This window comes from Pseudomonas viridiflava (genome assembly GCF_900602065.1).
Lineage (GTDB): Bacteria > Pseudomonadota > Gammaproteobacteria > Pseudomonadales > Pseudomonadaceae > Aquipseudomonas.
The window spans coordinates 17,956-44,570 of record NZ_UWFN01000116.1; the positions used below are offsets into that span (position 1 = coordinate 17,956).

Sequence of the window (26,615 nt, forward strand, 5' to 3'; positions counted from 1 at the left end):
TTCTCTCCGATCATCCCATGAGAATTCGGCCAGCAAAAGAGATTTTAGGATGCGGGTCGTGGTTTTTTTTGTAAGTCTCAATAAAAAAGCATTAAGGATGAGGCCTTTAAATAAAACGAAGCTTTTAAAAGAAAACGAAAATTAATTTTAAGCGACGCTGTGAAACTCATCGATTACTGATTGACGGATGAAATTCTCACGCACTTAATGACGTCATGGCTTCTATCAGCGAAATTTGCTAAACATGCAGCCAGCCAGCACGAAATCCAGTACATGAACAAGGCTATGTGCGAGAGCAGATCAAGAAGCAGTTATACGATAACCGACAAGAGGGGTGATCCATTGGCTGAAGAAAAAATTTCGTTTTTGAATGTGCGTGCGTTTTTTTTGTTGTGGGCTTACCAGTTATAAGGCAGTTTGTATTAAGGGGCCAGATCATGTTTTTGCGGGAAACCTATATGAGGGAAAGTAATGCGAGCGCATTATTACTTTAGCTTGAAAACTCAAGATATCGACGTACTGGGTGAGCGCCTCAGCGTTTGTGATGAAAAAAAGGTTGTTAGACCGGTATCTCAGGGAAGTTTTGATTATGCCACTTGTTTTTGTATGCTTGGAGATTCATTTGTAAGCTCCTCCTGCAGCGGATCAGGCTGGGCATACGAGAATTTCGGCGAGATGGACGGTGTAATGTTTATGATGCCTGAAGTGGGGGCGATCAGTTGGAAAAGTTTCGGTGGAAGTCAGCTGGTGAAGCCAGGGCAGGTTGCTTTGACTGATTATCGATACAGCGACAGCGTGAGTTACGAACCAGGGGTCAAGTATAGAACCGTATATATTGATAACGCGGATTTATTTAAAGGGCTCACAATGCTGCTAGGTCAACCTCCAAAAGCGAGAGTGTATTTTAGTGGTGTTAGGGGAACTAGTGTTCAGCGTGACTTCATGACTAATATTGTCGACAATGTGATTTCGTATGCTAGCAGCGCATCACTGCCTATTGCGGGGGTAACAGCGGGTCTAAAGGAAAGTTTAGTTGCTTTTGTTTTGTATGGCTTCGCGAATAATTATTCGCACATTTTAAATGACCAGAGCTCGGTTTTGATACCTACACCCTACACCATAAAAAAGGCTGAACTGTTTATGATTGAGAGCCTGAGTCGTGATATCACCGTCAGCGAGATTGCTTTACAGGTCGGCATCAGCATTAGATCCCTCCAAATGGGATTCAAGAAATTCAAAAACACAACGCCGATGAGATTCCTTAGAGGGATACGGCTACAGAGATCACGCGAAATGTTAGCGAGTGCTGAGTGCAAGCAGACACCATTGGAAATAGCCATGGCTTGCGGTTTCACCAACTACCAGCTTTACCAGAAATACTATTTCTCGCTGTATGGGGAGCGCCCAACAGATCTTCTAGCTTGTAAAGGCAAGTCTTGTCGATAATTCCTATGCCGAGGGGGAGGGAGGCTGTCATGGTTATTTCAGAGCTGTTGGCGACACTTAGGATTGCCATCGATAGGTCTATCGTCGAAGCCGATACTATTTTTGATAGTTCGTGTCGATTACTGGATGGAACTGATACGCTAGGTAGGGTGTTGAAGACAGCATATTACTGTGAATTATCAACTTTAGAGCGTGAGAAGTTTAGATTTTTTTACGAGGCCGAGTACTCCTCGCTTAAAACACTGATCTGGGAGCAGGAAAAGCCATTAATTGATGTGCTTGGAAAGTGTGGCGTACACCTTGATAAGGCGAGAATGGAGTTGACAGCGCTTATCGGTCAATCTAACGTTTGGAGAGCTCATCGGGTAGAACTGATTAAAATGGTTAAAGATATCGACGCTGCGTGCCAAAAACTTCATCTGGCAAGTATTCAATACTCAAAGTTTTACGGTTTGTTTCAGGCATAAATTCCAAAAAAAACTAGGGCGCCCGCCCATCGACTAGCTGAAGGCGCAAACGAAGCGCTGAACAAAATCAACACAGCTGTAGATGAGATCAACGGACTAAACCAAGTCATAGCAAGCGCTTCGCAAGAGCAAGCGCATGTAGCGCGGGAAGTTGATCGCAATCTCGTAAATATTCGAGATCTAGCGATCCCATCCTCAGAGGGGGCGGCGCAAACAAGTAAATCGGGCCTCGAGTTATCGCTGTTGGCTGAGAAATTAAGCGGGGTCGTGGGCCGGTTTAAATTGCTTTGAACTGACCAGTAAATAAGGCTTCAGTGCCCTGGCGACTAGTCACAACCCGAGGCGGGCATGATGCATGCCGACGCCGCTAGCGAAAAGTAGGACGTGCGCCATCCAGTGCAAGGAAGCTCTATAAAGCTCCTACGTGAGAAAACGTAGAACTTCTACCTATAGACTATGGCTACCAGCACTGAGCGGATGCTTCAGCAAGCCATTGCTCTTCTCGAGATTAGAACATGTTTACTAACCTAACCATTCGCATCCGTTTAGCCCTTCTCGTGATAGCGCCGCTTCTGGTGCTGATGACGGTCATCCTCATCGCTTCGATCAACGCACAACGTATAAATAATAGTGTTGAACGCCTTTTCTTCGACAGGATGAAGCCTATTAGCCAGTTGAAGATCGTGTCGGACAGCTATGCAGTCACCATGGTCGATACACTTCACAAATACCGTGCCAGTTTGATCAATGAGGCGCGCCTGAACCAAGAATTCGAGTCCGCGACGCGGTGGGGAAACGAGGCTTGGAAGGAGTACCGGGACACCCAACTGACAGATGAAGAGAGAACCTTGGCCGGCGAGGTGGACGGCACGCTGCAAAGCGTAAACCAAGTCTCCCAGACGTTCATCCGAGCCGTAAACGACGGTAGCTTACGGACGATGGACGCTCAGCGTTTTAATAAAACTCTTTATGACACCTTCGACCCACTGGGGGCCAAGCTTTCCAAGTTGATTGATCTACAGCTGAGTGAGGGCGAGGCGCTCTATGTAGCGTCTGATTTACAATACCAGAAATTGGTGAAAACGTTTTTAGTAATCGGCGCAGCATCGCTAGTGGGCCTGCTGCTCGCAGCTGTGCTAATCAGCGTCTCCATCCTCCGTCCTCTTTCGGGGCTGCGTGGTGTCATCACAACGGTCCAGCAAACCTCGAATCTCACCCTGCGTGCCAATGAGGTCGGTCGGGATGAAGTAGCGGATACCGCCAGGGCTTTCAATTCCTTGATTCAACATCAACAGGCCCTGATTCTTGATCTGTCCGCGACGGCGACACAGCTGTCCAGTTCCTCCGAGGAGATGAACGCGATCAGTGACCAGGTCAGCCAAGCAGCAACGCGTCAAGGAGACCAAACTCACATGGTCGCCGCCGCTGTGCATGAGATGAGCTTGGCGGTTCAGGAGGTGGCAAGCAATGCGCTTTCTACCGCAAGCAGTGCAGCTAATGCGGACCGGCAAGCTCAGGAAGGTGGTCTGCTGGTACAGACGAGCGTTGAGTCTGTGCAGGAAGTATCAGCCTCTGTGACTCAGGCTGCTGATGTGATCGACAGCCTGCACACCCAAAGCGGTGAAATTAGCAAAGTGCTAGGGGTGATTCAGAGCATTGCGGCACAGACTAATCTGCTGGCCCTAAATGCTGCGATTGAAGCTGCCAGAGCCGGCGAAGCGGGACGCGGCTTTGCGGTTGTTGCCGACGAGGTCCGTGGCTTGGCAAGTAATACCCATACTGCGACAGAGACGATAAGGAGCATGATTCAGGCACTTCAAAGCAGCGCTAGTGCGGCGGTTGCGGTAATGCAGGAGTCACGGGAGCACGTTAAGAATTGTGTTCAGCGGGCCAGCGATGCGGGTCAAGCTCTGTTTTCTATCACTAGCGCTGTTAAAGAAATTGCCTCTGGCAACGAGCAGATATCGACCGCAACAGAGGAGCAGACCTCAGTCGCCAACGAGATTAGTCAGAACGTCACTCAGCTCAACAACAGCATCGGTGAGGTAGTCAGCGGCGCTCAGCAGAGTCTCGCCGCCAGCCGCGAGCTGGCACAAATGGCGAACCGGCTGCATAAACAAACACAGCATTTTGTGGTGTAGTTAGGATTAAGCGAGACTGCTTGATCGACAGCCACGCTGCAGTGTTCCCATCGCCTGAGTTTCATACGGTAAGCCGCTGCACCTTCAAGACCGCGAGGTTCGGTTGATGCCGGAAGGGCTAGAATAGCTAGGAGAATCGGCCAGCGCGCCCACGGGCGTGCTGGCTGCTGCCATCAAGGGCGATAAATGCGTCCGGGTTACTTTCAAATGAAGGTGTGTTTTCGAACGTCTCAATTCTCCTCGCCTAGCAAGTATCCCCAACTAGGCGTTAGCACGCCCTTAACAAACTGGAATATCGAGGTTGTCGTCTATGTCGCACGGATTTGCACTCAAACATCTGACGGTCACCAGAAAACTGGGATTGGGATTCGGATTGTTAATGGCTTTGGCCATATTACTCGCCTTGACCGGCTTCTATGGACTACGTGCCGATGGGCAATCCTTGAAGCGGATCAATAAACTTGGCAGTCTGTTCGATCAAACTGTCTTCGCGCGCGACGCCAATTTCGTCTATGCCTTGACGGCGGACTCAGAGCAGCTTGCCAAGCACGATGCCAACCTTAAAACCATGCAACAGATACTCTCCGGCATGTTGGATGATATTCGCTCTGGTGGTTGGCCGCTGGAGGATAGGGATCCAATAAAACGCTTGGACGAAAAACTGCGAACCTACATCGGTACACGCAATCAGGAACAGGCGAGGGCAGATGTCACGCAATCCGTGCTCAAACTGAATGAATCTCAGTCCTCCCTGCAAAATGAAATCAATGAGTTGTATGCCGCCGAAGAGATTCGCGCCAAGACGAGTGTGGATCTCGTTATCGCGATTCTTGGGGGCGTCACATTATTTGCCTTGGCACTGGGGGGGCTGATTTCCTGGATTATCGGCCGCCAAATCGTGATCCCGTTGCAACAGGCTTTGCAGGCTTCGGAACTTATTGCCAACGGCGATCTGACCGTGGAACTGCAAAGCGATCGCGCCGACGAATTGGGCCAGCTTCTGCGTTCGATCAACAACATGACTCAACGCCTGCGCGACGTTATCTCGCAGATCGGCAGCAGCTCGCATCAGCTTGCCGCATCCTCAAGCCAGTTGGCGACTATCACGACACAGACGCAGGCCGGTATCGACAGCCAGAAAAGCGAAACCGACCTCGTAGCATCTGCAATGAGTGAAATGACGGCCACCGTGACGGAGGTGGCTCGCAACTCAGAAGATGCAGCGGGTGCGGCAAAAAAAGCCGACCACGAGGCCAGCAATGCATTGGAAGTATCGCAGCAAGCAGTGGCCCAGATAGAAACACTGGCCCGCGATGTAGGCATGTCAGCCGAGTCGATGACCCGCCTTCATCAGGAAAGCGAGCGTATCGGCGGCGTGCTCGATGTTATCAAAACAGTCGCAGGGCAAACTAATCTGCTGGCGCTCAACGCAGCCATTGAAGCAGCCCGCGCCGGTGAGGCCGGTCGGGGTTTTGCTGTGGTCGCCGACGAAGTGCGCAGCCTGGCGCAGCGTACTCAACAGTCATCGGAAGAAATCGAAAATCTGATTGAAGGCTTGCAGAGTATCGTCCAAGAAAGCTCGCGAATGATGCAAGCGAGTGTGCAACAGACTCAATCGACCGTCACCGGAGTGCGCAATACCGGGCACGCCTTGGCAACCATCACGCAACAGGTATCAGACATCCAGCAAATGAGCATGTTGATTGCAACTGCTGCGGAAGAGCAGACCGCTGTGGCAGAAGAGATAAACCGTAGCGTTTTGAGTGTTCGTGAAACCGCCGATCAGTCGGCGACAGCCAGCGCCGAGATCGCGGCCTCCAGTGTTGAGATGGCTCAACTCGGGGGAGAACTGCAAAGCCTAGTTAGACGATTCAAGGTGTAAGGCGCGAGCAACTCTATTGGTATGGTCAAGGCGGCGGGCATATGTACGTGACTACCAAACAACCGAGTGACGGTGTGCCGGTTAAGCTGCGCTCCGGTGCTCAGGCGGGAACCCAGTTGGGTGACGTCGCTCCTGTTGAATATGCCGCCTTCCACCGTGCTGTTGGTGACTTGCACGGATGAGTTGATGTCCTGCCTACCTTCACGGAGAGATCGTTGCCTGTTGTGGCTGATTGAAAACTGACCTAGCCCGTCGATCGCAATTTGATCTTGGGCGGATTGTGGATTCCAAATTTCATAACCGTATCCTCCTGCTCGAAAGCTGACTGGCAGCAGCTGAAAACTTGGGGCAGTTTTCGCCAAAAGGAAAGCGTTTATAAGGTTATTTTCGGTCAGCGGAACAGGCAGGTAACTGCCATCCCTACCGCAATCCAAGAACCTACCAAGGGTGAAAAGTGATTGATGCAGGAAACGTCCTAAAGATCGTGTGGATTTTTCATTAAAAAATGACGGGAGTAATGCAAGGGGCCGGAGAGCATACACTTCGAACCCGGCCAATAAGGCAGATGGTGTCCGCGTATTGGCTAATTTGGAGGGCGATCAGGAGAGGGGCTGGCCGGACGTTTACGAAAAGTGTGCAAATTCGCACAGAAGGCTAGAACGGGTGACACTTAAATTTAAGTGCACACCATGCCTTGGCTTTGCGGAATGGGTAGATGACTTGGTCGGATGGTTCAATCACTACATTAGACGTCGCACGCGGAACGCTTTAGGGAACCTACCGCCCGGGTTTGATCAACTGCGTTCCTTCATCGGCAGACGCTTGATTGAGTGAGCTCTTTTTTCATCTTCGGAGTTGTAGTACACATTTTGCGTAATGCTTAGGCTGTTATGCCGAAGATCAACCTGCAGGTCCTTCATATCTCGATACGGAGCATCGAAAGTTGCTGAAGCTTGACGCAACCAGTGGAGTGAAGCCGTGCGCAGCCGACTGACATCCTCGTCAGCCCAATTCTCAGCCTGCATACGCTCTAAAGCACGGTCAAATACCTCTTCAGCAGCCACCTGACATGTCGATCTGACAGACCGGCGCGTTCGCGCTGGGTGGCAATTAAGGGCGTGGTTTCCCTGAAGCCGGGTAGGGGAGATAGGCCTTAATGTAAGCGCCCCCGACACAGACACATATATGCCCCCGAACTCGCTGACATTTGTCGGAGTGCTTTCGAAGAGGAATTGTACTGGCGTTCTAAGCCGTTACGCCGCTGCTGGCAAGTAAGCGTCCGGGTAAGGCACGTTGCGATGAGCTGGGCTGTGATCAATAAAGATTGAGGTTCCCAACATGGAATGTCAGGTTCGCCTCGCAAAAGGCGGAGATACAGCAGCGATTAACCGTGTAGTGACTGCTGCTCTGCGTGAGTCAAACTCACAGGATTACTCACCTGACGTTATCGCTCAGGTGGAATGGAGCTTTGATCCTGGAGCCGTCAGCGCACGGCTCGATAAGCGCAAGATTTTCGTAGCCTAGCTAGGCGAAAATATTAGCTGCACTGCAAGTCTCGACCGTGATGTTGTTAGAACCGTTCTCGTTGATCTTTGTACCAAGGTAGCGGTATCGGTCGGCAGCTGATGAATGTCATTCATGCTACTGCTGCCAGTACTGGTGTTGGAGCTTTGCGGGTGCCGTCGTCGATTACAGCGGAGAATTTTTACGCTGCGCTGGGTTATCAGAAAATTCGCGACGAGTTTTATGGGGCTGAGCGCACCATCGTTATGGAAAAACGGCTTGAGGATTAGTCCTAGCCTTTCACCCACTTATGCGGCAGCAATTCAGTGATTTCACTCGCCCGCTGCGTCGGCAGCCGCGTGAGCACATCCTTTAAGTAGACGTATGGGTCATGACCATTCAGCCGCGCCGACTGGATCAAAGTTATGATTGTGTCTGCTCTGCTTTAAGGGCTAGATTCACTTATAGTTGTATTGGATTGGTAGGTTTAGCGGGAAATAGCCAAGGAGAGCCTTTGGACCCAATTGTTTCACTCAAGTCATATGCTGAGGGCACCAGCCTGCATGTGCACGACTTTCATCAGTTGGTCATTCCCACCTCAGGCACGATGGAAGTAGAGGTCAATGGTTCTGGGGGGTACTTAACGAATGCCAGGGGTGTGGTGATACCCGCCGCGTCCAGTCATGAGTTCAGCGCATCTCCAGGTAGTCAGTACGTCGTGGCCGATATATCCGCCGATTTCATATGGGGGGACGGAATCGATTTTTGGACGTCTCGTATGGCGGAGGAGCAATTTTTCACGGTGCCCTCGTCTTTTAACCATCTTGTCGCCTACCTCAAGGATGCCATTCAGGAGCAGCGAGCGTACAACACTGATGCTTGGCTGAGGCTAGCCTTGAGCTCTATCGCTTCAGACATACAAGCGACGTGCATTACGAAATCAGCACCGTTATTGAAAGCCACGGCGTTTATGCGTGCCAACTTAGACCAACCTATCACCTGCCAGAATGTGGCCAAGGCTGCTGGAGTCAGTGAAAGAAAACTCAATTACCTGTTCAATCAGTTGATGCAGGCGACGCCCCACGCTTACCTGCTCGAGCTGCGCATTGAAAGGGCTAGCAGACTGCTCTCGAGTGGATACATGCCGATTAGCGATATCGCGCACGCAAGTGGTTTTTCCGATCAAAGCGCGCTCACTCATGCAATGAAACGTACCCGCGGCGTTACGCCGGCGAAGCTCCGGCGTGCGAGCATCTGACCGACTCGCAGGGCAATGTTTACTTCGGGTCTACAACCGGTATGCAGTCGGCGACAAAAAAAAAGCAGAATCACGCAAGCCCTGTAAGGACGGGAAAGCGTACGTTTCGGTAGTCAACCGAAAGTACGAGCACTCCAATGTCCGAAATGCTGCATGCTACCCCCACCAAAAACACCGGCTTGCGAAAGACAGCAAACGCTTGCGGGCTATTAGCTATCGTGATGTGGGCTGCACTGGCGTTGTTGACTGCGCGGACGCAAGGCGTGCCTCCGTTTGAACTGTTGTTTTTATCTTTCTCTATTCCATTTACCTTAGCATTTCTGACAGCTCTTTCAGGCTGGCGCGGCGGTTTCAGAGCGTGGCGACAGCCGCCGCAGGTTTGGTTGTCTGGCTTCGCTGGCATCTTTTTCTACCACGCATTCTACTTTTTTGCCCTTAAAGCCGCGCCTCCAGCTCAGGCCAGCATGATCGCGTATCTGTGGCCACTACTGATCGTGCTATTCAGCACCGCGAAGGCTAAAGTTCGGTTCAACAGGATGTTCCTGTTAGGAGCCAGCCTAGGTTTAGTCGGGACTGCTTTGATAATCCAACCTGAGAGCATTGCTCTCACTCCTCAGACGTTGCTTGGCTACGCTGCGGCGTTTTGCTGCGCGCTAGTTTGGTCAAGTTATTCAGTTTTCAACAAGCGTTATGAAGGCGCACCGGTAGGTGTGATTGGCGGTATTTGTGGGCTGGTGTCTCTAGGAGGGCTCGTCTGCCACATGCTGCTGGAACAGACGGTTATACCCGATGCACAAGCCGCCCTGGCGATTTTGATGCTAGGGCTGGGCCCGGTCGGCTTGGCTTTCTTTGCCTGGGATTTCGCCACAAAAAGCGGTGATGCGGGATTTCTTGGAGCGATCTCGTACTTAGCGCCGTTGATCTCGACGTTGCTCTTGGTAATTGCCGGTGTACTGACGTTAGACCTGAGAATCATCGCCGCGGCCGGGCTAATAGTTGCGGGCACCCTTGTGGCCACTTTCGGCGCTCGCTAATGCAGTTATGACTAGCGAGCAGGGGGACAGCCACATTTTTTAGATAAGGAAATCAAAAATGCTGAGAGTTCTAGCGGTTAGTGCGCCGCACTGGCAGTTTCATCCTGGCGGTGAGGAGCAACACCTCAACAGCAGCACCCCATTCAGTCTGCAAAATGCTATCAGAGTGTGTACCCATGAAGCCACCCAAGGCATAGGGGTATGGGGAAACAGCAACTGGAATAGCGCAGAAGGCCTGGAGAGCGCTGTGTTCATGTCGGACTATCTACACGAGACCTTTTACTCCACCGCTTTGACCATGTCTTCGATGACCTTCTTGGCGTCACCGAACACCATCATAGTCTTGTCCAGGTAGAACAGTTCGTTGTCTAGGCCGGCATAGCCGCTGGCCATGGAGCGTTTGTTGACGATGATGGTCTTGGCCTTGAAGGCTTCTAGGATCGGCATGCCGGCGATTGGTGACTTGGGGTCGCTCTTCGCGGCCGGGTTGACCACGTCGTTGGCGCCCAGCACCAGTACCACGTCGGCCTGGCCGAACTCGGAGTTGATGTCGTCCATCTCGAATACCTGGTCGTATGGCACTTCGGCTTCCGCCAAAAGCACGTTCATGTGGCCAGGCATACGGCCGGCTACTGGGTGGATCGCATACTTCACGGTCACACCCGCATGGGTCAGTTTCTCGGTCAGTTCCTTCAGCGCGTGCTGGGCACGAGCCACGGCCAGGCCGTAACCCGGGACGACGATCACGGTGTCGGCGTTAGTCAGCAGGAAGGTCGCATCGTCAGCCGAACCGGATTTCACCGGACGGGCTTCCTTGGCGCCTGCCGGGCCTGTGTCGGCCTTTGCGCCGAAACCGCCGCCAATCACGTTGAAGAACGAGCGGTTCATGGCCTTGCACATGATGTACGACAGGATCGCGCCGCTCGAGCCCACCAGGGAGCCTGCGATGATCAGCATCGAGTTGTTCAGCGAGAAGCCGATACCGGCGGCCGCCCAACCCGAGTAGCTATTGAGCATCGATACCACCACTGGCATGTCGGCACCACCGATCGGGATGATCAGCAGCACGCCCAGCGCGAACGCCAGGGCCAGCATGATGGCGAAGGCCAGGTAACTTCCGGTGAACATGAAGGTCAGGCCGAAGAACAGCGCGCCCAGGCCGATCATCAGGTTCAGCTTGTGCTGGCCGGCGAACTGCACCGGAGCGCCCTGGAACAGACGGAATTTGTACCTGCCCGACAGCTTGCCGAAGGCGATCACCGAACCGGAGAAGGTGATGGCGCCGATGGCTGCACCTAGGAACAGCTCCAGGCGATTGCCCGAAGGAATCGCGTCGCCCAGATGTGCGACGATGCCCAGCGATTGCGGTTCGACCACGGCGGCAATGGCGATGAACACCGCTGCTAGGCCGATCATGCTGTGCATGAATGCCACCAGTTCGGGCATCTTTGTCATTTCGATGCGCTTGGCCATGATCGAGCCCACGGTGCCGCCGACGAGCAGGCCTACGATTACGTAGCCAATGCCGGTGATGGCTACGCCTTCAACAATGGAGAGCGCGCCAAGCTTGTAGATCAAGCTGACGGTCGTCAGCACCGCCAGCGCCATGCCCAGCATGCCGAACAGGTTGCCGCGCCGCGAAGTGGTTGGGTGCGACAAGCCTTTGAGCGCTTGGATAAAGCAGATGGAGGCGATTAGATAAAGGAGGGTGACTAGGTTCATGCTCATGGTTTGGCAGCCTCATCCCTCGCTTTTGGAGCTTTTTTCTTGAACATTTCCAGCATGCGGCGGGTGACTAGGAAGCCACCGAACACATTGACCGCGGCCAATGTCACAGCTAGGGTGCCCATGGTTTTGCCCAGTGGGGTTATCGTCAGGGCGGCGGCGAGCATGGCGCCGACGATGACGATGGCGGAAATCGCGTTGGTCACCGCCATCAGCGGCGTATGCAGCGCGGGGGTGACGTTCCAGACCACGTGGTAGCCGACATAGATCGCCAAAACGAAGATGATTAGGTTGTAGGCACCGTGAGAAATCAGCATGTTTTCCATTGTTTTTATACTCAGCCGTTCTTGCGGATGACCGAACCGTCGCGGCACATTAGGCACGCGGCGACGATGTCGTCTTCGAGGTTGATGGTAAGCGTACCTTCCTTGTCGAACAGCAGCTTGGTGAAGTCCAGCAGGTTGCGGGCGTATAGGGCCGAGGCATCGGCGCCGACCTGGGCAGGGAGGTTGGTCGGCCCGACGATGGTCACGCCGTTATGCACCAGCACCTGGTCAGCCACGGTCAGCGGGCAGTTGCCGCCCTGCAGGGCCGCGAGGTCGATGACCACCGAACCGGGCTTCATCTGGGCGACGGTCTCGGCGCTCAGCAAGATGGGTGCCTTGCGCCCTGGAATCAGCGCGGTGGTGATGACGATGTCCGACTTCTTGGCGCGCTCGTGCACCACCTGCGCTTGGCGCTGCATCCAGCTGGGCGGCATGGGGCGTGCGTAACCGCCGACACCCAAGGCGCACTCGCGCTCCTCGTCGGTATCGAACGGCACGTCGAGAAACTTCGCACCCAGGGATTCGATCTGTTCCTTCACCGCCGGGCGCACGTCCGAGGCCTCGATCACCGCGCCCAGGCGCTTGGCCGTGGCGATGGCCTGCAAGCCAGCAACACCTGCGCCGAGGATCAGCACCCGGGCAGCCTTAACGGTACCCGCGGCGGTCATGAGCATCGGCATGAAGCGCGGGTAGTGATGGGCTGCGAGCAGCACGGCTTTATAGCCGGCGATGTTGGCTTGCGATGATAACACGTCGAGGCTTTGCGCGCGGGAGGTGCGCGGGGCGGCTTCAAGGGCGAAGGCGGTAATGCCGCGCGCGGCCATTCGGGTAATTGACATGAGATCAAACGGATTCAGCATCCCAATCAGCACGGTGCCGGCTTTCACCAAACTCAGTTCAGTTTCGTTAGGCGCAACTACCTTCAATATCACTTGAGCACCGAATGCGTCGTCAGCAGTGCCAATGGATGCGCCTGCTGCCTGGTAGCCATCGTCAGTAATGCTGGAAAGCAGGCCGGCACCTGCTTGCACCACAACCTGATGCCCTTGAGCGATCAATTTCCTGACTGTTTCAGGAGTCGCTGAAACCCGTGTTTCTTGAGGATGCGTTTCGAGAGGAACGCCTATGTGCACTTTCCACCTCCGGAATATTGTTTTTGTGTGTGATGCATCTGCGCAACCAGCGCTGGCTGGAAAGGGCATTTGAAGCGTAATGCATACGTATGCATTACGACAACTGTTTTTCTTGTCTTGGCCGGATCGTTTATCAACGAGCACAAAAAAGCGGGCCGCCGGCCCGCTTGATTTCATCGAGCAGATGTCAGAGGGCGGGCTGCCATATGGTAAAACCGTCCCTGAGTACTAGCCCACTCTGAGGGCGCTTGGAGCTATCTCGAATGATCAACCCCCCAGGAAGTATTTCCTGAATTGATGGCGTTGCTGAGTCATGGAGCTGAGCACTGATAATGTCGATCGTGCGTTGCGCCAGTTGATCTATTGGCTGCAGATAGGTAGTCAACCCGACAAGAGGCCACTCGGCCATGGCGATGTTGTCGAAGCCTACGATGGAAATATTTGTCCCTGGCGTAAGTCCGAACTCCCGGGTAGCCACATTGAGAGCGGCGATTGCCATTAAGTCGTTAGCGCAAAAAATACCGTCCGGGCGATGTTCACTCGACATCAGACGTCGCATGGAAGCCATCGCCTCCTCAAAACTGTAATTGCCGACTTCACGCTGCGGGGCAGGGTAGCCAAGACTTTCCAGCCGGCGAGTGAAGCTCTTCTCACGGTCCCTGCTAGTGGATGAGCTTTCGGCTCCGGCGATGAACCCCATGGATCGGTGTCCTGTGGCCACCAGATAATCCGCGATGACTGTCCCTCCTTGGACATTGTCGCTGGTAACGCTTGAAACCGTTTCATTGTCGTTTTTGCGATTGAGTAGAACGACTGGCAGGCCCGTAGTTTTGCACTCCTCGGCGAAGTGCGAGGACAGGCTTGCCGACACCAGGATGACCGCCTCTACCCGATGACGCATGACCTCTTCTAGGATGGGGTCGGAATTTTGGTTGTTCACCGTCGAAAACAGCAGGACACGGTAACCCGCTGCCTCGAAGCCTTTTGACAGTGCCTCCAGCACCTGCGAGTAGAAAGGGTTGGCCATGCTCGGTACTACCACGCCGATGAGATTCGACCGGCGTGTGATCAGCGACCGAGCAACAAAATTGGGCCGATATCCAAGCGCTGCCGCTGCAGCCTCGACTTTTTCTCGCGTCTGGGGGGCAACACTTGCCCCTTTGGTATAGGTGCGCGATACGGCCGACTGAGAAACGCCGGCCAGCCTTGCTACATCGTGGGCCGTGACAGGGCGACGAACAGATTCAGCCATGGGTAAGAGATCCTGCACGAGAAGAAAAAAGCAATCCTACCCATCAACCCCTTTCCAAACCACCAAAGAGTCCTCTATGATGATCATGCATACGTATGCACTCATCCGAAAAAAACAATCCTGGAGAATGCAAATGGCTAAGTGGCTGAAAAAAGGCGCTGAAGCGGAAGTCGTAAAATCTGCGGACCGTCAGGTGCGCGACACCGTTGAGACTATCCTTGCGGATATCGAGGCCCGTGGTGACGCCGCGATCCGTGATCTCGCCGTGAAGTTCGACAAGATGGAACGCGATAGCTACCGTCTGACTGCCGCGGAGATTGATGCCTGTTATTCACAGCTCACCAAGCGTGACATCGCCGATATCGAGTTCGCCCAGACTCAAGTTCGCAATTTTGCCCAACACCAGCGCAACAGTATCCAGGACATTGAAGTCGAGACCCTTCCTGGCGTGATCCTGGGCCACAAGAATCTGCCGATGAATGCGGCGGGTTGCTATGTACCTGGCGGCAAGTATCCGCTACTGGCCTCTGCCCATATGTCCGTCATTACCGCCAAGGTCGCCGGTGTCCCTCGGATCATCACCTGCGCTCCTCCGTTCCAGGGCAAGCCCGCCCATGCCATCGTTGCCGCGCAGCATATGGCCGGGGCTGATGAAATCTATTGCCTAGGTGGCATCCAGGCGATCGGCGCAATGGCTATCGGTACCCAGAGCATCGCGCCTGTCGACATACTGGTTGGCCCAGGCAACGCCTTTGTCGCCGAGGCCAAGCGCCAACTGTTCGGTCGCGTAGGCATCGACCTTTTTGCCGGCCCAACCGAAACGCTAGTTATTGCGGATGACACCGTAGATGGTGAAATCTGTGCGACTGACCTGCTCGGCCAGGCTGAGCATGGCCCCGATTCCCCCGCGATCTTGCTGACCACCTCGCTATCCCTAGCCCGCGATACGTTGGACCAGATCGAACGCCTGCTGAAGATTCTTCCGACTGCCGAGATCGCGAGCAAGTCGTGGGCGACCTTCGGTGAAGTCATCGTCGCCGACAGTGACGAGGAGATGCTGCAGATCGCCAACGATTTGGCGTTCGAACACGTTCAGGTAATGACTAAAGACCCCGATTGGTTTCTGAAAAATATGCGTAACTATGGCGCGCTGTTCCTTGGGCCACGCACCAACGTCGCGTTCGGTGATAAGGCCATTGGCACCAACCATACCTTGCCAACCAAGAAAGCCGCCCGCTATACAGGCGGGTTGTGGGTAGGCAAGTTCCTCAAGACCTGTACCTACCAAAAAGTATTGACCGACGAAGCTTCGGCATTGGTCGGCTCTTACTGCTCGCGTCTGTGTGCGCTGGAAGGTTTTGCGGGGCACGGAGAGCAGGCCAACATACGCGTACGCCGATATGGCCACAAAGAAGTCCCGTACGCGGGTATCGCTGAGTAAATCGTAGCAAAGCGGGGGCTACATATAAGTAGCCCAATAATAAAAATAAATGAGCCGCGCCAACGCTTGAGCGAGCGTCAGCGCGGTACGGCTTTGTGAGTCCAGATATGAGTGTTTTGATTGCATTGCTTGCGTTGTGCGGCCTTATGTTTGTCGCCTATCGCGGCTACAGCGTGATTATTTTTGCTCCCATCGCGGCGATGTTCGCGGTGTTCCTTACAGAACCTAGCGCCGTGGCCCCCGTGTTCACCGACATCTTCATGGATAAGATGGTCGGTTTCGTCAAGCTCTACTTCCCAGTGTTCCTGCTCGGGGCCATCTTCGGAAAGCTGATCGAGATGTCGGGTTTTTCCCGGTCGATTGTCGCTGCCTTCATCAATGTGCTCGGCAAGGAAAAAGCCATTCCCGTGATTGTTCTGGTTTGCGGACTCTTGACCTACGGCGGGGTATCGCTCTTCGTCGTCGTTTTTGCTGTCTATCCGTTCGCTGCCGAGATGTTCAAGCAGAGTGATATTCCCAAACGGCTCATGCCAGCTACGATCGCATTGGGCGCTTTCACGTTCACGATGGATGCAATGCCGGGCTCCCCGCAGATTCTCAACATCATCCCCACCACCTTTTTCGGCACCACATCTTGGGCGGCGCCCTGGCTGGGGCTGGCTACCTCCATCTTCGTCGTCGGCTGTGGGTTCATCTACCTTGATTTCCACCGCCGCAAAGCCCGCAGGACAGGGGAGGGTTATGGCACTGTGCTGCGCAACGAGCCCGAAACGCCAGGGGATATAGCGCTGCCTCACCCGCTCATTGCGGTGCTGCCGCTGGTGTTGGTCGGAGTCATGAACCTGGCTTTCACATATTGGATTCCACACTGGTATGGGGCCATTTATGACATTACTCTTCCGGGATTGAAGGCGCCCATCCAGACGCAAGTGTCCAAGATGATCGCGATCTGGGCGGTGGAAGCGGCGCTGATAGTCGGCATCTTGATCGTTCTGCTGTTCGCCTTCAAAACCGTGGTCGCCAAACTCGCGGAGGGCAGCCGCGTGGCCGTCGGCGGTGCGATGCTGGCGACACTCAATACAGCGTCGGAATATGGCTTTGGTGCAGTCATCGCCATTCTTCCTGGTTTTCTGGCGGTGGCCAGCTCGCTGAAATCCATCCCCAACCCGTTGTTGAATCAAGCGGTCACTATCAATCTGCTAGCCGGTATCACCGGCTCCGCATCAGGAGGCTTGAGCATCGCACTGGGTGCAATGGCAGACACCTTTGTGACTGCAGCCAGTGCGGCGCATATCCCCTTGGAGGTGTTACATAGGGTGGCATCGACCGCAGCAGGCGGGATGGACACACTTCCACATAACGGAGCGGTCATCACGCTGCTTGCGGTGACAGGGTTGACGCACCGTGAGGCCTATAAGTTCATCTTCGGGATTACGGTGTTCAAGGTGTTGAGCTCGTTCTTTGCGATATTTATGTTTTATACCTTCGGCATCGTATAAAACCACGCTTCGCCAACCTGGCCCAGCCAGACAAGGCCCTCTCCACGGAGCAGACGCTGAATGTATGAAAGGGATGCGCGATGACCATGAATGATGTCTTCAAGAACCATTCGGTGCTGTCCGTTTCTGCATTCAGGCGTACGACTCCCAAGAGGGTATTCAGGAGAGCAATAATGAGTAGTGAGTTCGAGAACTGGGAAATGCCGTCCTTTCGGCTGGACGCAAAGGTGGCCCTTATTACCGGTGCTGGCGGTGGCATAGGCGCCGGCGTGGCGCTGGCTTACAGTGCGGCCGGGGCAGAGGTCGTGCTGCTGGCCCGGACCCAGAGTAACCTGGATGCCGTTGCCAATATCATTCGTGCTCGAGGCGGTAAAGTCACGACGGTGGCATGTGATGTCACTGACAGTGCTGCGATCCGAGCAGCCATACATGCGATTCCCGTGCTCGATATTCTGGTCAATAACGCGGGTACCAATTACCCGGAGCCTATGCTGGAAGTGACGGACGAACACCTTGATACGATGTTGAACCTCAATGTCAGGGCCTGCTTCGTCACCGCTCAGGCGGCGGTCGAAAAGATGCTGGCCAATACCGACAAGGACGCTGGCGTGATCATCAACGTTTCTTCCCAGATGGGGCACGTAGGTTCGCCGAATAGAACTGTCTATTGCATGACGAAACACGCGATAGAAGGGTTGACCAAAGCGATGGCCGTGGAGTTCGCTGCGCGTGGCATTCGAGTGAACACCTTGTGCCCTACCTTCGTCGACACCCCGATGATCCGCAAGATCGTGGACACGCCCGAGAAAGAGGCCTTCCTGGTCTCCAAGATCCCCGTAGGACATATGGCCAGGATGGAGGACGTCATCGGGGCTGCCCTCTACCTGGCCGGCCCCTCGGCAAGGATGGTCACTGGCACATCCTTGAAGGTCGATGGCGGCTGGACTGCGCAGTAATGTAGCCGGCCCCGGAACGGGCTGGTGCCGCACCTTTCTCTGTGCGCTCGACAATGCCAGGGCCTCCTGGGCCCTGGCATTTTTCGTTAACGCAGTCCCAATTTCCGACGTTGGGCGCTGAACGCCATCAAGGCCCGATCGCGCCACGCGCGACGCGACTCCAAGTCACCTTGGCTCAGGTACTGACGCCGTTGGCCTTCAACTTCCTTGACCAGTTTTGGGCTCCACTCCTGGCTATGGCAGCGCGAGTCCGCAATGCTACGGTAGAGTGGGCCGAGGCGTTGGGCGTAGTCGGCAACTCCGCCCACCGCGTTCAGGTCGATGGTCTCAAACGGCCCCATGAACGACCAGCGCCAGCCCAGGCCGTCACGTATGGTTTTATCGATGTCTTCACAGGATGCCACGCCTTCTTCCACCAAGGCCCAGGCCTCGCGCAGCAGCACGGCTTGAAGGCGATTCAACACGAACCCTTCAACTTCCTTGTGCACATGGACGACGCTCTGGCCAACAGCTTCCATCAGCGCAGCAGTGAAATTGACGACCTCTTGAGCGGTCTGCGGGGAGGGCACGATTTCAACCACCGGGACCAGATAAGGCGGGTTCACCGGGTGCGCGATGATGACCCTAGATGAGATATTCAGCCCTGACGCAAATGCAGAGGCGGGGATGCCCGAAGTGGAGCTGCCGATGATCAGGTCAGAGGAGGCAATCTCCTCCAGAGCAACCATGAGGGTCCGCTTGACATCCGTGCGCTCCAGAATGGATTCTTGGACATAGACAGCGCCTTCTACCGCTTCGGCCAGCGTGTCGCAGACGGTCAGCCGTGCGAGGATTTGTTCGGCCGAGTCGGCGAGCAGCCCGAATTCGGTTAGGTCGCCAATTTGCTTCGCGATCAGCGGTACCGCGGCTTGTGAAATAGCGGGGTTGGCGTCATAGATTCTGACCTGGAGTCCTGCTCTGGCGAACACCAACGCCCACCCCGCACCTACGAGACCGGCACCTACGATCGCGACGTGCCGGCCTCTAGTTAGGGTTTCAAGTTCACGCATTGTTAGTTACCTTCGATAGTTGGTTTTGGCCAAGGCAAATTTCTGTCAAACGAAGGCCTTGGGAAGTTATCCGCGAGGGGAACACGTCTTTGAGACGCTCCTCGTGAATCGGAATAAGGCGTTTGGGTTCGTAGTCGACGGACTTGAGCATTTCTTCGGTGGCCATGACCAAGTTGTTCTGACTGCCCACCGCGAGCCCTACGGGCGTGATCGCCAACTCTCCCCGCAACTGGCCATCGACGACGTCCGAGCCGGATAAAAAGTTGTCATAGCTATAGACCAGGTCCCCCGCTAAGACCCATGAGTCTTGGGACTGAGGGGCCAAGTCGTTGCGCACATGCACCCACATCGAGGCATAGGTATGGCTGTCGTACGCGACATGCAGGTCGATACCGGGCAAGAAGTCGGCCATCGGGCCGTCGATGCATCTCAGGCGACCGTCCTTCGCCAGGGTCACGGCGCGCAGGACATCCGAAGGGTCGGTGGCAACCATCATCCAATGTTGCTGGCGGGGGGGCAGGGACATCACCCAAACCCATTTGGCGAGCTCTTTCTCCTGAATGTAGAACGTGGCATTGGGGAATGCATCGGTGTTGCCCAAGTGATCGAAGTGAGCGTGGGTGAGGATGACAGTATCTACTTCCTCCGGGGTGACACCGCACTGCGGAAGCACCACTGCCGGTGAGTGCCAGTTCAGGACGCCAAATTTTTGTTCTAGGTAGGCCCCGTAGTCTTTGCTGTTGTAGCCAACGTCGATCATGATCGTCCTTCCATGACCTTTGATGACCACGTAGCAATATGGAAGCTTTCGAGTCCCCTGATTATGCGCGCCGTACACGATCCCGCTTGCGGCATAATCTTCTACGTAGCTGTATTCCAATACCCAGATGGAGTAAGCATTGTTGGACATAGGTCACCTCTTGTTTTTATATATTTTGTGAAGATAGATGGATTTGCGGGGCATCGGCTTCGTCCAACCGTGAGCAGCATGCGCAACCGTCCGCAAAGTCGATAGTCTGCAGGCGCACCATGGGGTCCGCAGCGCATCGCAACATTGAGCACACAGCTTCAAGGGACAAAACCATGCTCGGAATGGCGATCCTGAGCTGGTCCGGATTGTTGACCGAGCGGCGCAGGCTCCGGGCGATTTCATCGATTGCCGATGCAGCCTTGGTCAAATGCGCATAGTGAGCAGTGGCTATCGCGGGTGGTCGTATTTTGAGCAAGCCTTCGCGACACTCTTCAATCTGATCCAGTGGTGTGGAAGACAGGTTGTAGTAGGCCTCGAAACAGCTTTTTGCCTGGCCAAGGATGAGCAGCCCTGCCAGCTGACCGATGACACCATTGATTTGATCGTAGTAAGGTCGAATGCGTGCCGCGTAGAAAACCCAGTCGTCCGTTCTTTGTCCAACGCCCACTTCTTCAAGGTGATTGAGGTCGACCTTCTTGTAAGCCTGCTCGGAAATTCCAAAACGCGTGGATGTGAGTTGGATGGTCATTTTCATTGCTCCCGTGCAAGCCTGAGCCCATGGGCCCAGGCTTCATCCAGATTATCGCGCGTCGAAAGCTTTCACTTTCGTCAGGCGATAGAGATCGGCAGGCGCATCACATTTACTGCAGTTGATCCCGGGTTCGTTCGCCGCAGGTCGTGCCGCATCCGCCGGTAATGGCTGGATCGTGGCGCCTGGCGTTGGCACACCATCAGTGGCGGATTGCAGCGATATTTCGGGAAGCAGGTTTTGATCGAAGACTTCTGTTACAAAGGAGTCGGGAACCTTACCTTCGGGCAATACGTTGCACTCGGGCGTTACCTTATCACCGGCACACACCGTGACTTTGTCAGCAGGTACCCAGGGCAATGCATACTCAATATTATGAGTTTTCATTTCGCGCTTGTCTTGGAGCTGCTCCATCATCAATTTGAATGCCAGGCCCGCTGCGGCGGGCGGTGAACCGGCGGAGACGCCGCGCAGGCCTTGCGATTTATACTCAGGATTGGCCAGCCCAAGGCGGAAGCCGTTCGAGTTTTCGCCCGTGATAGGAACCAACTTGTGGTTCGCGGCAATCAAGGCTTTCAGGGCGCCGTTCTCGCCTGCCTGAGCCCAAATGCCTTCGACATCCGGGTGGGCGGCAAGGGCCTTGGCCGTCTCTTGTTGGGTAGTGCGGTCATCCCAGTAACCGTAGTATTCAGCTACCACCTGTATGCCGGGATACTTCTTGAATACCGACATGGCACCATCAAAGTGGCGTTTGTCGACGGAGTTACCAGGCACGCCCCGGCTCAGGAAAATCTTGCCTTTGCCGTGAAGTTCGTTGACTAGGGCCTGCGCCGTGTTTTCACCAAAACCCGCAGTGATGTAGCTGACGTTATAGGCACAGGGTTCCGTGACCGTCGAGTCGTACATGTAGAAGAGAGTGCCCTTTTCGCAACCTTTCTTGATTGTCCGGTTGAGGGCGGTCGGCGAAACAGGGAAGCTCACGATGCCATCAGCACCGGCGGCGACCATACTTTCATACGCGGATATCTGGGCTTGGACATCTGTGCCGGAAATAACCTCCCGGAGCTCCACCAACTTGTCGTAGGGGGGCGTTTTAGCTAACGCCTTGACTAGGTTAGCCGCCTCGGACTGCCATGCGTTGCCGCTATAGCTCAAGCTAAGGTAGATGAGGTAATGGTCTTTCGGAGCCGCGCTGATGTCGGCCGCCATGCCACTGAGCAGCATAGGGGCAATAACCCCGAGGAATAAAACCTTCAGTTTGCGGCGGAGCTTAGAGGCCTGCTTTTCGAATGCGCTCTTCATTTTCATACCTTTTGTTGTTCTAGTGGTTATGAATTTCAACGTTGACGGACATTGCTCAGGTTTTACGTCTTACACCCTTCAGCGAACGTAGGTAATCCATTGCTCCATCGTGCTGGAGTAAAATGGCGAACAGGATGATTGCGCCGGAGATGACAGTTCTCCAGCCTTGGGAAAAACCTAGGCTGGAAATGATCATGTCGAGAATCGTCAGGAGCAGGGCACCTGCGAGAGTTCCTACGAAGCTGCCGCGGCCACCGTTGATGGCAGAGCCGCCGATCACCACCGCCGCGACTGACGGCAGCAGATATGGCTCCCCCATCCGCAAGGTCGCGCCATTGGAGTATCCAACCAGCAGCATTCCGGCGATGCCGGCCAGTAGCCCACAGAGGCCATAGGTCATCACCGTCAGGCGAGTTGTGTGCAAGCCGGCGAATTTCGCCGCGACGGCATTTGAGCCAAGCGCATATAGGCGGGTACCGAAGCGTGTACGGGATTGGATGATGAATGCTATAACCGCGCCGATCAGGGTGAGTATGACGATCACCGGAGTGCCTGCGATGCGTCCGTTCATTATCCAGCTCAGGACTTTGGGCGAGGCCCCATTAGGTGAGCCGCCAGTAGCGCCAAGGCACAAGCTGTACACGATAATGCCCATGGCCAGCGTCATGATGAAGGCCGGCACTTTAAAAACCGCTACACCCAATCCATTTAAGGCGCCCACTCCGGCACAGAGTCCAAGGACGGCCACGATTTTCCACAGGCTTCCATCCGCGCCCACCCATACGGCGGTCAGAATTGCGCCCATGGTCAAAACCGACGGGATCGAAAGATCCAAGCCGCCGATCAGAACCACAAGGCCTTGGCCGAACGACACAACCACCAGAAACGAGCAGAGGATCAAAATCGTTTCAAACTGCTGGTAGCCCCCAGCGTTTGGATTGATCCATTTGGCAGCCACGAGCGCCAGTACACAAAGAATGAACACGCCTGCAGTATTCAATGTTTCGCGGGAAAGACGTGCCGAGGTGCGGCTGTCTTTAGTAGCTTCCTTCACGGTAGGCGCCTGCACGGGTTTTGCCGAGTTAATCTGTATTCCAGTCATGTCATGCCCTCTTCACGCCAAACCTGTCACCCGCATTCATGAGGCCAACTGCCAGGATCATGACAACGCCCTGCAGCAAGCCGATATAGAATGACTGAACACCTACCGAGAACAGTAGCTTCTGCAGCAGCATCAGGCTGGCTGCGCCAATGATGCTGCCGGTCAAGCCACCTTTGCCGCCACGAAACGAAGTACCTCCAAGCGCGATTGCCGCAAACGTCAGCAGCAACAAGGAGTTCCCGGCCGTCGGGTTGCCCGTTGCGGTCTGGGCTGAAAGCATGAAGCCGCTCAAGCCGTAGAGGGCCCCAGCAAAAACAAAGGCCAGGCAGCGAGTCCGTTTCACTTCAATGCCCGAAAGCGCGGCGGCATGTTCATCCTGGCCGACCGCATAAAGAGAGACGCCAAAATTGGTTTTCCGGGCTATCGCCCATAGCCCTACCACTGCCAGCATGACCAGCCCCGACACCGGAAAACCCGCCACAGTGTCCGTCAGATTCTCACTGAGCCAATCAGCGACAGCCCCGCCCGGTGCATCGAGCACCACAAGGGCCAATCCACCCGTCATGATCATCGTCGCCAAGGTAATGGCAATGGATTGGAATCCACCGTAGGCGATGAGCGCCCCATTGATCAGACCGACCCCTGCGCCTACTGACAACGCAAGTCCCAAGCTTCCAAGAGCCCCCAATGCGTCATCCATGGGATGTGTTGCTAGGATGACATTCACCAGCGAGATGATCCCTGCCACGGAAAGGTCGAAGCCGCGCAACAGTACGATCAGCGTCCCGCCGGCAGCGGCGATAGCCAAGGGCGCCGCGTTGTTGACCAGATCGCTGAAGGCAGAGACGCTCAGCGCACTGCGCTCGATGCTTACGTATGCAACTAACAGCACGATGTATAAGAGCGCCGCGGTGCCTGCGCTGCTCTTGGCGAGAGTCGAGAGTGAGACATTATTCGCTGTCATGCGGCTTCCCCCGCGCCATGGCGTTGGTGCCCCGTTGCCGCCGCGACAAGCGCTGTTTCCTCGATGTCCTCGCCTTGGAGTTCGGCGGCTATACGGCCTCGATAGATGACCAGGCATCGCTCGCTCAACCGCACTAGCTCCGCCAACTCCGAGGAGTACAGAAGGACGGCGCCCCCTTTGCTGGCAAAATCTTCGATCGCGAGGTACAGCGCCTGTTTTGTGCCTACATCCACTCCACGAGTAGGGTCGAACAGCAGCAACGTATTCGCCTTCGTCAGGAGCACTCGCCCAAGTAGCGCTTTCTGCTGATTACCGCCGGACAGGTCTTTGATCTGAAAATCAAGGTAGCGCTGTTGGAGGTCTACTTGCCCAGAGACATCTCTGGCCAATTCCCGTTCACTTTTACGAGTGGTGAAGCCCAGCAGGCCGATCAGGTGCAATGCGGACACCGCCATGTTGGACCGTACCGACAAGTCGCCGAAGATCCCTTGAGTCTTGCGCTCTTCTGGGAGCAACGCGACCTGAACACCGGCGGCGAGCGCGGCTGCTGGCGAGTTGATGACGACCTTCTTGCCTTCGATTTCAATCGTGCCGCTTCGTTTGGCGATCAGACCATAAAGCGCATGAAACAAGTCGCTCTGGCCTTGGCCGTCGAGACCCGCCAAGCCGACAATCTGCCCAGGGTAAAGGGCTAGGTCAAGATCGTTAACCATGCCGGCACTGAGGCTCGTTACTCGCAGGCGTGGCGTTTGTTGCTGGGTCTCGGCGTGATCGCGACGTAAAGGTTTCTGTTTAGACGCCATGCGCTGGCCAACCATCATTTCGAAGATTTTCGCGTCGTCGGTATCACGAAGGTCAGTAGTGCCGATGCTGCAACCACTGCGCAAGACAGTTGCCTGGCTACAGAGCTGGCGGATCTCATTCAACCGATGAGATATGTAGAGCACCGCAGTGCCCTTGGCGGTTTCTTTGCGGATCAGGTCAAACAACCAGTCAGTCGAGGGTAGAACCGCAGTAGGTTCGTCAAGAATCAGCAGGGAGGGCTCGTGGCTGAGCGCTCTGATAATCTCCAGCCGTTGGCGATCTGCAAGGGACAGGTCACTGACGAGTGTGGACGGACGGAGCTCGGACAGGCCAAACTTGAGCAGCGTGGCAGCTGCAGTGTCACAGCTTCTGGCGTCGGAATTCAATCCGAACCAGTTTTTTTTGAGGCACGGCAATGCCAGGTTTTCGGCCACCGTCAGGTTGGGTAGCAGGCTCAGCTCCTGGAACGCAGTGGTGATACCGGTCGCCCGTGCCTGAAGGATCGATCGGGGGGAGTAGGGGGTCCCTCTGAACGTCATGGAGCCGCTGTTAGGACTGACCACTCCGGTCAATATCTTTACCAAAGTAGACTTTCCGGCACCATTTTCACCCAGGAGGGCGTGCACCTCACCTCGATTGATTTCGAAGCTGACACCACCCAAAGCATGCGTGGGGCCATAGGACTTGCGCAGGCCGACCACCTGCAATATCGGAGTTTCTTGGTGTGCGGACGCCTGCATCTTCATCACCTGCTGTTATTTTTATTTTGAGTCGGCTGATGATCGAGGCCTTGCCTCGTTTCTGCCGTTTCGTATCGCGTAAACCGCCTTTTTCAGGTGATTGCATACGCATGCACTTGAGTCTATGACCAAGCTCTGGGGGTGGTCAAGCGAAATCAGGTTTGCGTCGTTTCCCGCCTGGGAGGGCGCCCTTGAGGCTATGAATTGCCATACGCTAAGTCACCAAAGGGCATCCTGGCTCCAAGCTTAGCTCTTTGCGATCGAACCACTTGATGCTCGGGCTGATAGGTGGGTGATATACATGCGGATCATCGTGACCTTCATAGCCTCAACGCAAACCTCGTCCACAAATCGATTCGTCTGCAAGCCCTGAAAAGCCAGGCGCTCCCACCTGCATTTATTCCGTTAGCCATGCCGCTGGATGCGTCGCCGGTCGCGCTGAAGGGCCAGAAGGTGAACTGGATATTGGATGCGGATATCACGTCGTTCTTCGATGAGATCGACCATGATTCTAGAACACCGTATTGCAGCCGGCGTCTGCTCGGACTGATCTGCAAATGGCTTCAAGCGGGTGTTATGGAGGATGGCCGTAGGTTGGCTGCGACCAAGGGGGACTCCCCAAGGCGCAGTGATTGTCGTGCGTTACGCGGATGACAGTGTGGTGGGTTTCAGGACGCAATGGTAGGCTCAGCAGTTCTTGGAGCAATTGCGGGAACGGCTAACCGGGTTGTCCGTGGGTACTTCAATTACCACGCGTTGCCGCGAAACCTGATACGTCTTGGCAGTTGCCGGTATGCCGTCTATGGCGGCAAGCCCTCAAACGTCGCAACCAGCGTCATCGGCTTCAATGGTCACGCTACGGACGCCTTGTCTCTATATACCAAGACCCAGAAATGCACATCCTTATCCTGAGGGTCGCTTTGCGTCACGTACCCAAGGCAGGAGCCGTATGCGGCAGTTCCGCATGTAGGGATCTGGGCGGGGGGCGGCAGGTAACCAGATAAGTCACGGCATTAATATCAGCGAAAGTGGCTACTGCTTTATCAAGATCAAGTGCCCGCAACACTGCCGGCGTTCGTTACGCTAAGGGAT

20 protein-coding genes and 7 pseudogenes are annotated in these 26,615 nt (G+C 54.9%); 14 read left to right on the top strand and 13 right to left on the bottom strand.

From position 1 onward, the window contains the following. Positions 1-471 precede the first annotated feature (471 nt). From EE949_RS05320 to EE949_RS29395, 8 genes and pseudogenes are all read left to right on the top strand, one after another. Positions 472-1,446, top strand: coding sequence for a helix-turn-helix domain-containing protein (locus EE949_RS05320; RefSeq protein WP_122663318.1), 975 nt, complete (start codon positions 472-474; stop codon positions 1,444-1,446). 29 nt (positions 1,447-1,475) lie between these two features. Then, entirely contained in the window at positions 1,476-1,913 is a 438-nt protein-coding gene (locus EE949_RS05325; RefSeq protein ID WP_122663319.1) for a hypothetical protein, read from the top strand. 33 nt (positions 1,914-1,946) lie between these two features. Continuing rightward, a pseudogene (locus EE949_RS29775) lies at positions 1,947-2,204 on the top strand (methyl-accepting chemotaxis protein); the annotation flags it as partial. Positions 2,205-2,428: 224 nt separating this feature from the next. After that, a pseudogene (locus EE949_RS30145) lies at positions 2,429-3,190 on the top strand (MCP four helix bundle domain-containing protein); the annotation flags it as partial. A gap of 135 nt (positions 3,191-3,325) precedes the next feature. After that, on the top strand, positions 3,326-4,054 hold the full coding sequence (locus tag EE949_RS30150) for a methyl-accepting chemotaxis protein (protein ID WP_431194214.1): 729 nt from the start codon (positions 3,326-3,328) through the stop codon (positions 4,052-4,054). A 589-nt stretch (positions 4,055-4,643) separates the two neighbouring features. Then, positions 4,644-5,081, top strand: a pseudogene (locus EE949_RS30155) (HAMP domain-containing protein); the annotation flags it as partial. Between the two features lie 168 nt (positions 5,082-5,249). Next, a pseudogene (locus EE949_RS30160) lies at positions 5,250-5,936 on the top strand (methyl-accepting chemotaxis protein); the annotation flags it as partial. 41 nt (positions 5,937-5,977) lie between these two features. Further along, on the top strand, positions 5,978-6,118 hold the full coding sequence (locus tag EE949_RS29395) for a hypothetical protein (protein WP_162873813.1): 141 nt from the start codon (positions 5,978-5,980) through the stop codon (positions 6,116-6,118). 612 nt (positions 6,119-6,730) lie between these two features. Here the strand turns inward: EE949_RS29395 and EE949_RS05340 are convergent. Continuing rightward, positions 6,731-7,089, bottom strand: a pseudogene (locus tag EE949_RS05340) (site-specific integrase); the annotation flags it as partial. A gap of 185 nt (positions 7,090-7,274) precedes the next feature. On the opposite strand from EE949_RS05340, the pseudogene EE949_RS05345 reads away from it, so the two are divergent. After that, a pseudogene (locus EE949_RS05345) lies at positions 7,275-7,729 on the top strand (GNAT family N-acetyltransferase). Between the two features lie 2 nt (positions 7,730-7,731). Here the strand turns inward: EE949_RS05345 and EE949_RS05350 are convergent. Beyond that, positions 7,732-7,881 (bottom strand): annotated as a pseudogene (locus EE949_RS05350) (transposase domain-containing protein); the annotation flags it as partial. Between the two features lie 72 nt (positions 7,882-7,953). Between EE949_RS05350 and EE949_RS05355 the strand changes: the two are divergent. Further along, the gene (locus tag EE949_RS05355) at positions 7,954-8,697 is read left to right on the top strand and encodes an AraC family transcriptional regulator (RefSeq protein ID WP_162873812.1); all 744 of its coding nucleotides are present in this window, start codon (positions 7,954-7,956) and stop codon (positions 8,695-8,697) included. Positions 8,698-8,834: 137 nt separating this feature from the next. Continuing rightward, positions 8,835-9,731 (top strand): DMT family transporter, encoded by an 897-nt coding sequence (locus tag EE949_RS05360; protein ID WP_430735886.1) that lies wholly within the window; start codon positions 8,835-8,837, stop codon positions 9,729-9,731. A 279-nt stretch (positions 9,732-10,010) separates the two neighbouring features. Here EE949_RS05360 and EE949_RS05365 read toward each other — a convergent pair whose 3' ends face one another. From EE949_RS05365 to EE949_RS05380, 4 genes are all read right to left on the bottom strand, one after another. Further along, positions 10,011-11,459 (bottom strand): NAD(P)(+) transhydrogenase (Re/Si-specific) subunit beta, encoded by a 1,449-nt coding sequence (locus EE949_RS05365; RefSeq protein ID WP_122663323.1) that lies wholly within the window; start codon positions 11,457-11,459, stop codon positions 10,011-10,013. Beyond that, positions 11,456-11,782, bottom strand: a complete 327-nt coding sequence (locus EE949_RS05370) for an NAD(P) transhydrogenase subunit alpha (RefSeq protein WP_122663324.1) — start codon at positions 11,780-11,782, stop codon at positions 11,456-11,458. Before EE949_RS05370 ends, EE949_RS05365 begins: the two co-directional genes overlap by 4 nt. 11 nt (positions 11,783-11,793) lie before the next feature. Continuing rightward, a complete protein-coding gene (locus tag EE949_RS05375) occupies positions 11,794-12,915 on the bottom strand; it encodes a Re/Si-specific NAD(P)(+) transhydrogenase subunit alpha (protein WP_122663325.1) in 1,122 nt (373 codons plus the stop codon). A gap of 187 nt (positions 12,916-13,102) precedes the next feature. Next, the gene (locus EE949_RS05380; RefSeq protein WP_122663326.1) at positions 13,103-14,167 is read right to left on the bottom strand and encodes a LacI family DNA-binding transcriptional regulator; all 1,065 of its coding nucleotides are present in this window, start codon (positions 14,165-14,167) and stop codon (positions 13,103-13,105) included. Positions 14,168-14,300: 133 nt separating this feature from the next. Between EE949_RS05380 and hisD the strand changes: the two genes are divergently transcribed. From hisD to EE949_RS05395, 3 genes are all read left to right on the top strand, one after another. Further along, on the top strand, positions 14,301-15,608 hold the full coding sequence (hisD, locus tag EE949_RS05385) for a histidinol dehydrogenase (protein ID WP_122663327.1): 1,308 nt from the start codon (positions 14,301-14,303) through the stop codon (positions 15,606-15,608). A 107-nt stretch (positions 15,609-15,715) separates the two neighbouring features. Beyond that, complete coding sequence (locus EE949_RS05390; RefSeq protein WP_122663328.1) at positions 15,716-17,107, top strand: GntP family permease; 1,392 nt, start codon at positions 15,716-15,718, stop codon at positions 17,105-17,107. 173 nt (positions 17,108-17,280) lie between these two features. Beyond that, positions 17,281-18,063, top strand: coding sequence for an SDR family NAD(P)-dependent oxidoreductase (locus EE949_RS05395; RefSeq protein ID WP_205504712.1), 783 nt, complete (start codon positions 17,281-17,283; stop codon positions 18,061-18,063). An 86-nt stretch (positions 18,064-18,149) separates the two neighbouring features. Here EE949_RS05395 and EE949_RS05400 read toward each other — a convergent pair whose 3' ends face one another. The 7 genes from EE949_RS05400 to EE949_RS05430 are packed head-to-tail and all read right to left on the bottom strand — an operon-like array spanning position 18,150 to position 25,523. Then, positions 18,150-19,112, bottom strand: coding sequence for a 3-hydroxyacyl-CoA dehydrogenase (locus tag EE949_RS05400; RefSeq protein WP_122663329.1), 963 nt, complete (start codon positions 19,110-19,112; stop codon positions 18,150-18,152). Then, positions 19,105-20,022, bottom strand: a complete 918-nt coding sequence (locus EE949_RS05405; RefSeq protein WP_122663330.1) for an N-acyl homoserine lactonase family protein — start codon at positions 20,020-20,022, stop codon at positions 19,105-19,107. Before EE949_RS05405 ends, EE949_RS05400 begins: the two co-directional genes overlap by 8 nt. Positions 20,023-20,038: 16 nt before the next feature. Beyond that, positions 20,039-20,617, bottom strand: coding sequence for a hypothetical protein (locus EE949_RS05410; protein ID WP_164666704.1), 579 nt, complete (start codon positions 20,615-20,617; stop codon positions 20,039-20,041). Positions 20,618-20,662: 45 nt separating this feature from the next. After that, positions 20,663-21,913: a sugar ABC transporter substrate-binding protein gene (locus tag EE949_RS05415; RefSeq protein WP_205504711.1), complete on the bottom strand. Its 1,251-nt coding sequence runs from the start codon at positions 21,911-21,913 to the stop codon at positions 20,663-20,665. 55 nt (positions 21,914-21,968) lie between these two features. Beyond that, entirely contained in the window at positions 21,969-23,015 is a 1,047-nt protein-coding gene (locus EE949_RS05420; RefSeq protein ID WP_122663332.1) for an ABC transporter permease, read from the bottom strand. A 1-nt stretch (position 23,016) separates the two neighbouring features. Continuing rightward, positions 23,017-23,979, bottom strand: coding sequence for an ABC transporter permease (locus EE949_RS05425; RefSeq protein WP_162873811.1), 963 nt, complete (start codon positions 23,977-23,979; stop codon positions 23,017-23,019). Continuing rightward, entirely contained in the window at positions 23,976-25,523 is a 1,548-nt protein-coding gene (locus EE949_RS05430) for a sugar ABC transporter ATP-binding protein (RefSeq protein ID WP_206335692.1), read from the bottom strand. The genes EE949_RS05425 and EE949_RS05430 overlap by 4 nt, the downstream gene beginning before the upstream one ends. Positions 25,524-26,615: the final 1,092 nt, after the last annotated feature.